The sequence below is a fragment of the Streptomyces sp. So13.3 genome (assembly GCF_005860785.2).
Lineage (GTDB): Bacteria > Actinomycetota > Actinomycetes > Streptomycetales > Streptomycetaceae > Actinacidiphila > Actinacidiphila fildesensis.
Window position 1 is genome coordinate 8,724,915 of record NZ_CP048835.1, and the last position, 13,588, is coordinate 8,738,502.

At 68.5% G+C, this 13,588-nt stretch carries 9 protein-coding genes and 1 pseudogene; 3 read left to right on the plus strand and 7 right to left on the minus strand.

The genetic code is table 11. The features are described from left to right. Positions 1-45: 45 nt before the first annotated feature. The 3 genes from C8250_RS38900 to C8250_RS38910 all read right to left on the minus strand — a co-directional run bounded on the left by C8250_RS38900 (position 46) and on the right by C8250_RS38910 (position 4,732). On the minus strand, positions 46-1,827 hold the full coding sequence (locus tag C8250_RS38900; protein WP_138358172.1) for a nickel transporter: 1,782 nt from the start codon (positions 1,825-1,827) through the stop codon (positions 46-48). Beyond that, on the minus strand, positions 1,824-3,137 hold the full coding sequence (locus tag C8250_RS38905; protein ID WP_138358170.1) for a tetratricopeptide repeat protein: 1,314 nt from the start codon (positions 3,135-3,137) through the stop codon (positions 1,824-1,826). The genes C8250_RS38900 and C8250_RS38905 overlap by 4 nt, the downstream gene beginning before the upstream one ends. Before the next feature lie 149 nt (positions 3,138-3,286). Then, a complete protein-coding gene (locus C8250_RS38910; protein WP_138358168.1) occupies positions 3,287-4,732 on the minus strand; it encodes a DUF4331 domain-containing protein in 1,446 nt (481 codons plus the stop codon). A gap of 581 nt (positions 4,733-5,313) precedes the next feature. Between C8250_RS38910 and C8250_RS38915 the strand changes: the two genes are divergently transcribed. Together C8250_RS38915 and C8250_RS38920 are read left to right on the plus strand one after the other, a co-directional pair. Then, on the plus strand, positions 5,314-6,387 hold the full coding sequence (locus tag C8250_RS38915; protein ID WP_138358183.1) for a HoxN/HupN/NixA family nickel/cobalt transporter: 1,074 nt from the start codon (positions 5,314-5,316) through the stop codon (positions 6,385-6,387). Between the two features lie 189 nt (positions 6,388-6,576). Continuing rightward, positions 6,577-7,473 (plus strand): annotated as a pseudogene (locus C8250_RS38920) (DUF4394 domain-containing protein). Between the two features lie 450 nt (positions 7,474-7,923). Here the strand turns inward: C8250_RS38920 and C8250_RS38925 are convergent. From C8250_RS38925 to C8250_RS38940, 4 genes are all read right to left on the minus strand, one after another. Next, positions 7,924-8,265, minus strand: coding sequence for a hypothetical protein (locus C8250_RS38925; protein WP_138358166.1), 342 nt, complete (start codon positions 8,263-8,265; stop codon positions 7,924-7,926). Positions 8,266-8,456: 191 nt separating this feature from the next. Then, the gene (locus tag C8250_RS38930; protein WP_232486261.1) at positions 8,457-9,809 is read right to left on the minus strand and encodes a tetratricopeptide repeat protein; all 1,353 of its coding nucleotides are present in this window, start codon (positions 9,807-9,809) and stop codon (positions 8,457-8,459) included. Then, positions 9,806-10,564, minus strand: coding sequence for a class F sortase (locus C8250_RS38935; RefSeq protein WP_244809656.1), 759 nt, complete (start codon positions 10,562-10,564; stop codon positions 9,806-9,808). Before C8250_RS38935 ends, C8250_RS38930 begins: the two co-directional genes overlap by 4 nt. After that, positions 10,561-12,237 (minus strand): DUF4331 domain-containing protein, encoded by a 1,677-nt coding sequence (locus C8250_RS38940; protein WP_138358164.1) that lies wholly within the window; start codon positions 12,235-12,237, stop codon positions 10,561-10,563. The genes C8250_RS38935 and C8250_RS38940 overlap by 4 nt, the downstream gene beginning before the upstream one ends. A 510-nt stretch (positions 12,238-12,747) precedes the next feature. Here C8250_RS38940 and C8250_RS38945 point away from each other — a divergent pair. After that, positions 12,748-13,449: a hypothetical protein gene (locus C8250_RS38945; RefSeq protein WP_138358162.1), complete on the plus strand. Its 702-nt coding sequence runs from the start codon at positions 12,748-12,750 to the stop codon at positions 13,447-13,449. Positions 13,450-13,588 lie beyond the last annotated feature (139 nt).

Here is a 13,588-nt window from a genome sequence, read left to right on the forward strand (position 1 = left end):
TGGTCTTCCTGCTTTCCGGAGTGATGGAGAGGCCGAGGTGCCTGTTCACAGCGGCATGGCCCGCAGTGCGGTGCCCATCCCGACGGCCAGGATGAGTAGTGCGGTGCTCAGCGGGGTGATGCGTGCGCCCCACGTCGCGAGCCGGCCGGCCCGTCCGCCGTTCAGGGCCGGGATCCGGTCGCGCAGTTTCAGCAGGAGCAGGCCGGCGGCGGCGAGGGTGGCGGCCATGCCCAGGCCGTAGCAGAGGACGAGGACGACGCCGAAGGCGGTTCTGCCCAGGGCGATGGAGCCCAGCAGGACGATCAGGGCGGAGGGGCTGGGTACGAGGCCGCCGGCGATGCCGATCCCGATGAGGCCGCCCTTCTTACGGCCGCTCGACCCGCCGAGATGATGGTGACCGAACAGCCCATGGCTGTGCCCGTGCCCCCCATGGCTGTGGCCGTGTGGGTGATCGTGGCCACTGTGGCTTTGGTGGCGCTGCTCGTGGTGCTGGTGAGCAGTAGCGCTCGGCGCCGCATGGTCGTGGTGTGACTCGGGTCCCGTGGCGAGCGCTGCCTCTGTCGTCGTGCCGGCTGCGGCGACGGCCGGGTTTCCGACAGAAGCCGTGACGAGTTCGCCGGCTCCGACGGGCTCGGCGGCGGCGGCGACCGCCACGTCGTGGCTGTGCGGATGGTCGTGGCCGTGCTCGTGGTTGCCGTGGGTGTGGCCGTCGTGTGCGGGGGCCCGGTCCGCGGACCGGGCCCCCGCCCGGGTGCGCGCGGTGCGGAGGGCTGCGGGTAGGAGCCAGATTCCGGCGGCGATGATGACGAGGCCGCTGATGGTGCCGAGCCAGGCGAGTGCCTGTTCGCCGACGAGTGCGGAGGAGACGCTCAGCGCGGTGCCCAGGACCAGGACGGACGCGGTGTGGGTGAGAGTGACGGTCGTGGCGACCGTGACCGCGTCGCGCGGCCGGCCCTGCCGGCCGGCGAGGTAGGCGGCCATAATGGTCTTGCCGTGTCCGGGCAGCGCGGCATGTCCCGCACCCAGGACGAGGGCCAGCAGTACGGCGAGCAGTCCGACGGGAAGGGTGAGCCGGTCCCGGTCCGTGAGGGACCCCAACCGTGCGTCCAGAGCCGCGTACCAGCCGCCCAGCAGTCCCGAACCCGGCGCGTTCGCCGCGACGGCCCCCGGGCCGTTGCCGAGGGTGACGCGGGTGTGGCGGGCGTCGGGCGGATTGGACAGCAGGTCGGCGGGGTACTTCCGCAGCTCGTTGGAGATGGAGGCGGCGGGGACGTCCGAGGAGCCGATCCGCGTCCCGTCGCCCTGGGCGGTGATCTCGTGCCAGCCGATGTGGGACGGATTGACTCCGGTGGTGAGTTCGAGGGTTCCGGTGGCACCCAGGTCCGCGGGCGCGCTGAACCGGCACTCGAGCCGGCCGGTGTCGAGACCGGCCTGGCCCCGCACGAGCCGGTAGTCGGTCGTCATGACCTGGAGGTGCAACGAGACGGCGCGTGAGGACCCGGTCCCTTGGGGTTGGGCGGTCGCACGGATCGCGCGGGCGATCGTGGCGCAGGTGGTGCGGGCGTGGGTGGCGGCTTCGGCGGCGCTGAGCCGGCCGTCGTGATCGCTGTCCAGGGCGGGCATGGCCTGGAGGGTGGGGATCTCGGCGGTGTCCACCACTACCAGGTCATCGACCCGGTCGGAGTGGAGCGTCAGACCGTCGTACCGGTTGACGGTGAAGTTCCCCAAGGGGTGGGCGGACGCGACCGGTGCGGCCAGGAAGAAGAGCACCGGGATCCCGGCGAGGAGAAGTGCGGCGCGTCGTGAGTGGGCACGGATACGGGTCATCGTTGTCCTTGGAGGCGGGCCAGGCGCGCTTGTGCGTCGGGTGCGCGCAGCGGGGAGAAGGCGGGGTTGGCCGACAGGGCGCCCGTCAGGTCGGTACGCGCGGCCTGGTCGTCGCCGATCGCCTGTTCGATGACGCCGCGGTGGTAGCGCAGCGTGGCATCGCGCCAGCCGAGCCGGTTGGCCTCTTTCGCCAGGGGCAGCGCTTCTTCGTCGCGTCCGGCCCGGTGCAGGGCCCAGCTCAGGGCGTCGGCGACCAGCACGCTGTGGCGGCGGCCCCATTCGGCGGTGAGCAAGGTGACGGCGAGCCGCGGGTTGCCGTGGTCGGCCTGGTACTGGCCGAGGTTCAGGTCGTCGACGACGCCGTTGGCGGCGAACAGCTTCTGCTCGGCCTCCAGGACGCTGTACTGCGCGCGGGCCTCCGCGGTGCGGCCCTGGGACTCCAGGAGTTCGCCGAGTTCGAGCACGTACTGGGGTTGGGGGACGCGGGTGATGGCTGCCTGGTAGTCGGTGACGGCTGCGGCGGTCCGGCCCAGCGCGGCCTCGGCGCGGGCGGCGCCGGCGAGGGCGGCGGTGTAGGTCGGATCCAACGCCAACGCCTTGCGGTAGTGCGTCAACGCCACCGTGGTGGAACCCGTGTTGAAGGACAGCTCGCCCAGGTAGTGCTGACAGAAGGCCTGGTCAGCCGGGTTGGACGCGTCCTCCAGTCCGCGTTGGAGGGCTTGTGCCGCCTCATCGGTCCGGCCTTGCAGTTCCAGCGTGTAGGAGGCGCGGGTGAAGGACGCGGTCGAGGGGTGCAGATCCAGCATCCGCTGGACGGCGGCCTGGGCTCCGGCGTCGTCGCCGAGTTGGGTCAGGGCGTCGGTGAGTGCCCCGTAGGCGGCCCATGCGTACGGATCGTCGGCGACGGCCTGATCGGCCCAGGTGCGAGCCTGAGTGAACTGGTGCCGGGCGTTCGCGAGTCCGGCCATGCCGGTCTGCGCGGTCGTGTTGACGTCCGGTTGCAGCGTCAGCGAGCGCCGCAATGCCGTTTCCGCCTTGGGGTACAGCGTCGGGTCGACGGTGAGCCGGGCCTGCTCGACGTATGCGGAGCCCAGTTGCGCCCACGATGCGGCGTCGGCCGGCTGCAGGCGCAGCTTGTCCTGGAGCTGGCTGACCACCGCACCGATCGACAGCGCGGTATGGGCCGCGTCGGCCGCCGGAGCGGGCGCCGCCGTGGGGGGAGAGGAGTTGGAGGTGTGTTCCAGTGCCGCGAATCCGGACAGGCCGGCACACAGCGCGGCGGCGGTGGCGATCAGGGCGAGGCGGCGCATGAACGACATCCCTCATTGGCGGTTGTTGCGTACCGGTATGAACGACAGATCCGGGCCCTGCGCGGACGAACCTGCGGCTGGATCGTTGACAAGGGCCGGTGCGGGCAGGTGGCGTCGGCCCGCACCGGCCTGTGGGGGACTAGCCGGGATTAGCCGGCCTGGTTGACCGAACCGGTGTACGGCAGGGCGACGTACGGGAACGTGGTCCCGAACGGGGCGCCCGGCCCGTTGACGCCGTCACCGGCGGCCAGTGCCTGGATCAGGTGACCGGGAGTGGCGCCTTCGAGTGCCTGGATGGCGATGTCGATGACGTCGTCACCCATGCGGCGGCCGTTGGGGAAGCCCTGGAAGTCACCGTTGAGCACACCGAGCCGGTCCGGGTTGGCCGTGACCGGTGTCGACATGTTCAGCCGCAGTTCCTCGGCGGGAACGAACCGCTTCTTGTTGATGTCGAGGTTCATCAGCTGCGAGTTCAGGTCCACGGCCAGCGGCCCGTTGGTCGCCTTCGCGATGCCCGTCAGGAAGATCTCCTGGAGGTCCTTGCGGGGGGTGGCGGGTGCCGGGATGCCGTAGATGCCCTGGATGAGCTTGGGCAGCTCCGGGTCGAGGACCTTCGCGACGACCTTCGGCTGGTTGTGGTCCTCCGACGGCGGCAGCGCGTTGAAGGCGTTCTTCAGCCCGGCCGGCACGACGGCCTCGTTGACCAGCGGGTTGCCCAGACGTGAGACCTGCACGTACTTGCCCGTGGGGGTCTGCTTGCCGGGGCTGAGCTGCATGGTGCGCCGCTCGGTGGAGCTCCACACGCCGATGACCGGGTTGCGCTTGGCGTTGCCCTTGTAGGCGAGCTTGGACTTGGGCACCTGGATGGACAACGTGTTGACGTTGTAGCCGTTCAGGGTGTTGTGGCCGGTCTCGGAGAGGTCGCCTCCGTAGAGCAGGTCGAAGACCCGCAGATCCAGGAAGAACGGGTCCGCGGCCTGCGTGGCGACGGTCTGGCCGCCACCGGGCAGCTTCTGCGTCGCCTGGTTGCGGAGCCTGCCGTAGTTCGGCATGGACGCCTTGCCGACGTTCGAGGGCGTGGCGATGCCGTCCGCGACGAGCGTGACCGGCTTCTTGCCCGCGCGGATCTCCTGCAGGCAGTAGTGCTGGCGGAACAGCAGCGTCTTGTCGTTGAGGTTGTTCACGACGCCGTTGTTGTACAGGAACGTCTTCTCGCCGCGCAGGTCCTCGTTGCGGAACGTCCATCGGTAGGTCAGGTCCGGCTTGCCGGTGCCCTGGCTGTCGATGTTGATGTCGTAGTGCGCGTCCTCAGCGAATGGATAGAAGTTCGGCCCGCCGTTCGGCTCCTGGAACGGGATCCAGTTGGCCGTGAGCGTCACCGTGTCGGACTTGTCCGGGCTGGTGAACGCGTACAGGTCGGTGTTGTCGACCTGCGGGTCAGCCGCGATCAGCGGTGCTTCCCGGTGACTGGACGCCTGGCCGACACCCGTGCCGGGTCCTGCCAGCGCGGCGCCGGCGACTGCCGAACCGAGCGCGAGCAGCATCGCCGCGGACTTCCACCGACTGCTGCCGGCGGGTGATGCGTTTGCGGTCATGAAGATTCTTTCTCTCGCGAACGTGGGGACGGTCTCGGAGGTTTGGACCTCCGCATGCTCTTCGGAGCCAAGCGCACTGCGGATTGGCTCCGATATGAAACTCCACTCAATGGAGAGAGTTTTCCAGCCACCCCGCCGATGGATTTAATGGGACTATTTTCTGCCCAGGAATCAAGATGCCCAGGTCATGCGGGTGGTCGAGGAGGCTGGATGATCGTTTCTGCTCTGCATCCCGTGCTGCGCAAGAGGATTACGCGTTTAATTCTCTCGACCGGAACCTCCGACCAGCGGGTCCATAAAGGTATCGCCGTTGGCCTGAACTTATGCGGCCATTTGAGGGTTGGCATCGCCCGGTCGCACAGGTGGACGATATTGTGAGTGGCCTCGGACTTGAGGTTCGGTAAATTGCTTATTCTTTACTGCGCATCAGTTGCAAGTAGGAACTCCGTGCTTCTACGGTGAATGAGCTACGCCTGACCGGACCGGAAGAAAGCAGTCCCATGGCGCTCACCTCCACCTCCCCCGCTCCTTCGTCAACTCTCGTCGCGCCGGTATCGCGCTGGGCGCGCCTGCGCACATCGATGACCAGGCAGGAATGGACGCGCCTTGGCGGCATGGCCGCGTTCATCCTGGCGTTGCATGTGATCGGCTGGTTCACGCTGGTGGTGATCGTCGCACCGGAGCACTACACGGTGGGCACCAAGGCGTTCGGCATCGGGATGGGGGTGACCGCGTACACCCTCGGCATGCGGCACGCTTTCGACGCCGACCACATCGCGGCCATCGACAACACCACCCGCAAGCTCATGGGTGAGGGTAAGCGCCCGCTCTCGGTGGGCTTCTGGTTCTCCCTCGGCCACTCCAGCATCGTCTTCGTCCTTGCGTTCCTACTCTCGCTGGGCATCAAGGCCCTCGCAGGACCGGTCCAGGACGACAACTCGAAGCTCCACCACCTGGCCGGCCTGATCGGCACCACCGTCTCCGGCGCCTTCCTCTACATCATCGCGGCCATCAACCTGGTGATCCTGGCCGGGATCTGGAAAGTCTTCCGGAAGATGCGCACCGGTCACTTCGACGAAGCGGCCCTGCAGGAACAACTGAACAACCGTGGCTTCATGAACCGCTTGCTCGGACGGGTGATGAAGTCGATCACCAAGCCCTGGCAGATGTATCCGCTCGGCCTGCTGTTCGGCCTGGGCTTCGACACGGCCACCGAGATCGCCCTGATGGTCCTTGCCGGTTCCGGCGCGGCCTCCGGACTTCCCTGGTACGCGATTTTGTGCCTGCCGGTCTTGTTCGCCGCAGGCATGTCCCTGCTGGACACCATTGACGGATCGTTCATGAACTTCGCCTACGGCTGGGCGTTCTCCAAACCGGTCCGCAAGGTCTACTACAACCTCACCATCACCGGGCTGTCCGTCGCCGTCGCTCTCATCATCGGGACCGTCGAACTGTTCGGACTGCTCGCGGACCAACTCGATCTGCACGGCCCGTTCTGGGACTGGGTCGGTGGTCTGGATTTGAACATCATCGGCTTCATCATCGTCGGCCTGTTCTTCACCACCTGGATCATCGCCATTGGGGTCTGGAAGTTCGGCCGCATCGAGGAGAAGTGGACAGTCGGGCTGCACTCCGCCGAGCCCTCCGCCGACTGAACCCCTCGCGGGCCCCGGCCGTACGTCAGCGCTCACGTCGGTCACCGAATGTGAACCTGGCGGTGTGAGCGTGCTGGTCTGCGGCATCCCCCGGACGGTCTTCGTGACGGGCCATGCAGGAATTGGTGTGTTTGTGTCACGGAGTGACGCCCGGCGTCCGGTTCGGGCTGCTTCCCCTGGGAGACTCGTATGCGTGCAGCGATAGTCGTTCCTGCTCTGGCGCTCGCGTTGGCCTGTCCCTTTGCGTCGGCCACCACAGCGGCGGCAGGCGACGGGCACGGTGACGGCTTGAAGGTGATGGGCCTCACCGTCGACCAGCGGCTCGTCAGCTTCTCCGAGGACGCGCCGTAGTCGCTCCGCTCGGGCGGCCGTGTGCACGGCCTGCAGGGGGACACCAAGCTGGTCGGGATCGACTTCCGTGTTCAGGCGGGGAAGCTGTACGGCGTCGGCGACAAGGGTGGCGTCTACACTGTCGACCGCGACGCGAACGCCAGCAAGGTCTCGCAGTTGACCGTGGCGCTGCAGGGCAACAACTTCGGCGTCTTCAACCCGGCTGCCAACCGTCTGCGGGTGATCAGCGACACCGGTCAGAACCTGCGCCACAACATCGACGATCCCGCCGCCCCTCTCACCACCACCGTCGACGGCACCCTGACCAACCCCGCCGTCCCGCCCGCCACCACGCCCACCACCGCGCTTGGTGTCACCGGCGCCGCGTACACCAACAACGACCTGAACACCGCGACCGCGACGTCACTGTTCGACATCGACACCGTCAACGTCCGCGTCTCGCTGCAGTCCCCGGCCAACGCCGGAACCCTCGCGCCCACGGGCGGTCTGGGAGTCAACGCGGGCCCGTCGGCCGGTTTCGACATCTACTACTCGCCCAAGGCCGGAACGAACCGGGGCTTCGCCGCGCTGCAGGCGAGCGGCACCTACGGCTTCTACCGCGTCAACGTCCTGAACGGAAAAGCCGACCGCGTCGGCAACTTCCCCACCGGCCAGCAGGTCTTCGACATCGCCCTCCCGTTGGCCCAGGACAACTCCCAGCCGCTGGGCAGCATGGATGCCAGCTTCGTCCAGTAGACCGAACGCGGCCGGGATCCCTGCCACGGCACACGGCCTGGCCTCGTTCGAGCCCACCGGCCTCGCAGCGCTCTGGCCACCAGCGCCATAGGAGTGGCCCTGCACCCAGTGCGCGGATCAGCCCGCGTGCTCCCCGCTCCCGCGGAGCATCTGCTGGACGTCCCCGTCCGCCTCGGCCAGTCCCAAGGGTCTTCGAAGGTCCGGCTGGCGTCCTCCAGTATCTCCTCCCCGGCCGGGCAGGACCCGGCGGCGGCCCGGTGTTCGCCAGCCGGCCGGTTGCTGCTGGCATCCGCCCAGGCGAACCCGGGCGAGTGACCTCTGTGTCGAAGACGCCGCCGCACTACTACGTACCCGCGCCCGCTCGCACGTGTGGCCGTCCACGCCTGCAATGTCGTTTACGCAATCATGCGCGACGAAGCACGGGCTGCGTCTGAGAGGTTGCGCAGGAAGTCAAGGGCGGCAGGTGACGCTAGGCAGTTGCCCGTTCCGGGGGGTCAGTAGCCGCACGCAGCGGGTGGTCCCGTCGAGTGTGTCGGCCAGGTGCCGCAGCGTCGTAGCGTCATCAAGGTCCGCGTCCACGTACCGCTGCGCGATCTTCTGGTAAATGGAGATGACTTCCCTCATAGCGGTCAGTGTCCCGGCGGAAGGGCTGACAGCCTCACGGCGGTCAGCCGCCGCGACGCATTGCGCGGTGCGTTCCAATTGCCGCAACAGCGCATCGCCCCGCTCCACGAGCTGGACCAAACGAAGCCGTGGATCGGGGTCCGTACAGCCGACGACAGCTTGATACATCCAGGAAGACTAACGGGCCGTCGGAGGCCGACTGGCGGGCTGAGGCTCGTCCGGAGCGCAGCGCGCTGCTCAAAGTGCCAGGCCAGCACGGGCGCGGACCTTCTTGCCGTCAGTCAGACCGACAGCCCAGGTGGGTGCGCTCACGCGGTTGACGATCTCTCAGCCGTGCCTTCCCACCTGGGCCGGGTTCGTTACGGAGTGCTGGGAAGCGCGGCGAGAATGGCCCGCGCGTTGGGGGCGTGCAGCGGGTTGAATCGGGAGTTGATGGTCAGGGTCAGGGTCAGATCCGTCCGCGCTGCCGCGCTGTCACCGAGGGACTGTTGGATCAGGGCTCGGTGGTAGTGGAACAGCGCGTTGCGGGTGCCCTGGGCGAGTGCCTCGTTCGATTCTTCCAGTGCTTCGCGGTCACGGCCGTTCGTGTGCAGGGCCCAGGCCAGCGCGTCGTGGGATTCGAGGAACGGGCGGGTCCGCAGACCTTGGCGGGCGATGGTGAGGGCGTCCTGCGGGTTGCCGTGGTCGGCTTCGAACAGGGCGGCGTCGGAGTCGAGGGCGACTCCGCCCGCGGCGAAGAGTTTCTGCTCGGCCCTAAAGACCTGGTACTGCTGGTTTGCCTCCTGGGTGCGGCCGAGGGACTGGTAGAGCTCACCGAGCGCGAGGACGTACTCGGGCTGCGGGACTCGCTGCACGGCTTGGGTCAGGTCGGCGATCGCGGCGTCCGTCTTGCCGAGCGCCGCTTCGGCCTGGGCCTTGGCCTGGAGCAGGGCGACGGAGGAGGGGGCTTCGTGCAGTCCGGCCTGTGCCTGGGCCAGTTCACCGGCCGGATCGCCCGTGTTGAAAGCGAGTTCGCCGAGGTAGTAGTGGGCGAAGCCCCGGTCGGCGGGCCCGGCCGCGTCCTGGAGAGCGCGTTGCATGTCGGTGCGGGCGGTGTCGGTGTCCCCGCGCAGTTCCGCGACATACGAGGCACGAGACAGCGACGGCGTCCCCGGTTTGAGGTCGACCATGCGCTGCACGGCGTCGGCAGCCTCGCCGTAGCGGCCGAGTTGGGTGAACGCGTCGGCGAGGGTTCCGTACAGCGAGGAGTTGTACGGGTTGACGGCGACGGCCTGCCGAGCCCAGTTAAGTGCGGGGGTGAAGTGGTGGCGGGCTGCCTCCAGGGCTGCCATGCCGCCCAGTGCGGTGAAGTTGTCTGCCTTCTGCACGGCCAGCGAGTGCTTGAGCAGCTCCTCCGCCTTGGGGTAGTACGACGGGTCCGCGGTGGCTTTCGCCTGCTGGACGTAGTCCAGGCCGAGCGTGGCGAGCGCGACGGGATCCTGCGGGGTCTTGCGCAAGTGGTCCTGCAACCCGGTGATGTCCGCCGCGAGCGGATCACTGACCGGAGCACTCACCGCGTCGGCGGCGGGAGTCCCCTGCTCGGATCGTGCGGCCGGCCACGGAGAGAGGCCGAGGCCGCCGGCGAGGAAGAGACCCACTCCCAGGGCACTGGTGATCACCGCGAGCCGGATGTGGTGACGGCGTGCGGGGCGCATGCGTTCGGACTCGGTCAATTCCCGCTCCGGTCTGGGACATCTGATGGGGAGGCGGCTGATGGCGGTGCCGCGGGTTGTGGGTCGGCGGGGGTCGCGTAGACGACGATGTTGTCGCGGTACTCGTGCAGGGCCTTGTCGTAGGTGCCGCCGCAGGTGATCAACCGCAATGCGGGGGCGCCGGCGGTGGCGTAGACCTGGTCGTCGGGAAAATCCTCTTTGTCGTACTGCCGCAGCGCCCGGACGGTGAAGGCGAGGTGGGAGTGGTCCTCGCGGTCGATGGTGATCGCGTCCCCCGGTCGCAGGGAGGACACGTTGTAGAACGCGGCCGGGCCGGTACGCGAGTCGACGTGGCCGACGATGATCGCGGCGCCAGGATCCCCCGGACGGGGGCCCTCGCTCCACCACCCGACCTGCTGCGGGCCCTCGGGGACGCCGAGGTGGCCGTCCTGCCGCACCTGCAGATGGATCAGGGTCTTGTCGAGGTCGATCCCGGGTATTCGGATACGCACCGGCGCCGGAGCCGAAGCTCCGGCAGAGGCGGTCCGGCCCCCGCCCTGGGAGACGGGGAGGGTTCCGACGTCCGCGCTCCTGGCGGGTCCTGGCCCGGCGGTGATGAGGGCGCAGGTGCCGAAGGAGGCCAGCGATATGCCCGTCAGGACGGCGAGGGACGCGGCCACCCGGCGGGGGCGTGCCGGGCGGAACCTGCACAGCCCCCGCGGCCGCCTGCGCTCCAGTGCGGAGCGCAGGCGGCCAGGTGCGGCAGGGGTGGTCACGGACGGCCTGCGTGCCTGCGCCGGCGCAGGTACAGCACTCCGGCCACGGCCAGCAGCGCGCCGCCGCCCAGTGCGGTGGCGGGAACGACGGTGGATCCGCTCAGGGCGGTGCCGCCGAGGCCGGCTCCGATGCCGCCGTCCGGCCGCTGCGAGTCGGCCTGGTTGACCGCGGCGGTGTTGGGCAGTGCGACGTACGGGAAGGAGGTGCCGGTCTGGCGGTAGGGCGTGTCGACGCCGTCACCGGCCGCGAGCGCGGGAACGATCTTCCCGGTCTGCGCGGCGCCTTCCAGGGCCTGCAGCTCGATGTCGACGACATCGTCGTTCAGGCGTCGGCCGTTGGGGAAGCCGGCCAGGTCCTGACCCAGGACCCCCAGACGGCTGGGGTTGCCGGACGGCGGCACGGCCATGTTCAGCCGCAGCTCCTCCGCCGGGGTGAAGGCGTCCTTGTGGACGTCGGCGTTGAGCAGCTGCGAGTTGAGGTCTGCCTTGATCGGTCCGCAGTCCTTGCACACACCGGTCAGGAAGATCTCCACCAGGTCGTCGCGGGGCGCGGCCGGGGCGGGGATACCGTAGATGCTCTGCACGAGCTTCGGGACGATCGGGTCCTTGACCTTGTCGACGACCGGCGTGACCGTGTGGTCCTTGTCCGGGGTCAGCGCGTTGAAGGCGTCCTTGTACTTCAGCGGCACGACCACCTCGTTGACCAGCGGGTTGCCCAGCCGGGACACCTGGTGCCAGCCCGCCTCGGTGGGCGGCCCGCCCTTGGCGTCGTTGCCCTCGCTGCCTTCATTGCCCTTGGACTGCGAGCCCTCGTCGCCCTTGCTGCCGGAAGCGGCGACCTGGACACCCTTGCGGTCGGTGGTGGACCACACGCCGATCACCGGGTTGCGGGTGGCATCACCCTTGAGGGCCAGGTCCTTCTTGGGGACCTGCAGGGCGATGGTGTTGACGTTGTAACCCGCGAGCGTGTTGTGGCCGCTCTCCTTGAGGTTCCCGCCGTAGAGCAGGTCGAAGACCCGCAGGTCCAGGAAGAACGGGTCGGACGCCTGACCGGCGTAGGACTGCCCGCCCTCCGCCAACGGCACCACGGCCTGGCTGCGCAGCGCGGCATAGTCGGGCATCGAGGCCTTGCCGGTGTTCGACGGGGCCGCCGGCGCGTCCTTGAGCAGGGTCTTGGAGTTCCCGCTCGCGTCGGTGACGGTCAGGTTGTACGTCTGGCGGAAGTTCAGGTTCGCGTCGTCCACGGAATTGACGACGCCGGTGTTGTAGAGGAACTGGTTGGCGTCGTCCCGGATGTGATCGGTGAACGCCCAGGTGTAGGTGGCGTCAGGCTTACCGTTACCATCGCTGTCGATCTTGATGTTGTAGCGGGCGTCGTTGGCGAACGGGTAGAAGTTCGGTCCGCCGTTGGGCTCCTCGAACGGGATCCAGTTCGCCACCAGGGTCACGGTGTCGGGCTTGTCGGGGCTGGTGAAGGCGTACACGTCAGTGTTGTCGACCTTCGGGTCACCGGCGGTCAGCGGTGCCTCGCGGTGGCTGGAGGCGGAGCTGACCCCGGGACCGAGGGTCGTCAGAATGCCGGCGGCGACCAGGGCGAGAGTGCCCACGGCCGCGAGGGTTCGCTCGGCGGGGCGGGTCGGACTCTTGCGGCGTCGCGGATGGGATCGTGGCATGGGACATCCGTTCCAGGTGAGAGCCGGTGCCTGCCCAGTGGCCGGCGTGGCGGCGGTGTGCAGCGAGCGCTCGGAGCCGCACACGGAGCCATGCACAGAATGCCCGTAATGTGACTTAAGCTACGAATAAAGCACCATGGACTCAGAGCCCCCGCAACGCTCCTGGGCCGAACGTGGTCACCCGGCGCTCAACCGTGTCGCCACCCGAGTGACCGGCAGCCACGTGCGGTTATCGGACGCCTCTTGCGGGCAGCGTCCGCCGGCGGGCCGTCTTCGCGCATGGCCGCCGACAGGGCCGGCCCAGGCGGCCGTCGTCCCGCGCGCAGGGAGGTCCGAGCACCGCCACCCCTATGGCCATCGGCGCACAGCCGACCGCATCGGGCGTCACCGTCCCGATATCTGGGTATTGCGTCCTTCGCTGGATGGTTGTGCGGGAGTGACCGTTTCCAGCCTGGGCACGCGGGCGGGTCGAACTCCTCCCGCCGCCCAGCTGAGGCGAAGGGGGAGCGGATGAGCCCACGGTTTCCCGACCTGAAGGATCTCGGCCTGCTGAGCAGTGAGGAGTCGGGGGCGCTGCGATGCCTGAACCGCGCGCACGTAGAGCTGCGTGGAGAGTGGGAATGCGCCCGCGCCCTGACGCGGAGACTGCTGGCCAAGGCCGATCTGGAGGAGGGATACACCGGACAGGGCCCAACGCCGCATCATCAGCTCGCGGCGCGAGCGGCCTCTTCGGCAGCGGTCGCCTACGAGCGGACCATCGGGGAGATCACCTGGCGATACGCCAGCGCGGCCACTGTCCTGGGCATCACCATCTGGGACCGCCTGACCTGCGGCCGACCACCCCTCAGTACCCAGACCCTGGAAGTCCTGGCGGCGGAAGAACCCACCTTGGGCCAGTTGCGCGGCATCTTCTCCGGGCCCTACGCGCGGCTTCTGGCGTTTCGAGCCGACGAGCCCTGGAGGTCCGCGGGCATGGAGCAGGTGGACCTGCTCGGTCTGCTGGAGAGCGCCTCCTTCAACGTCACCCACACCAAGACGAACGGCCGCTATCCGGAAGAGTCCGAAGCCGCCGACTGCCGGCTGACGACGGCATCGCCCCCCGACGTCGATGCCTTCTGGGAAGACCTCCTCCCCCCAGCACTGCACCTTGCGGAAGCAGTACCGTTCGCGATCGCACAGCGACTCACGAGCGGCAGCTCACCAAGACGCTGACCCCAGGAGGCAAAGACGCGTACCGGCCGGCGGGGCAGCTCCTTCCGGTGACACTGCCCCTCCCTGCTTTGGCATCCAACGACCGTCTCCGCTAACGCTCTTGGCACAGGTATGCCGGCATCTCGTTCGCAGGCCACCC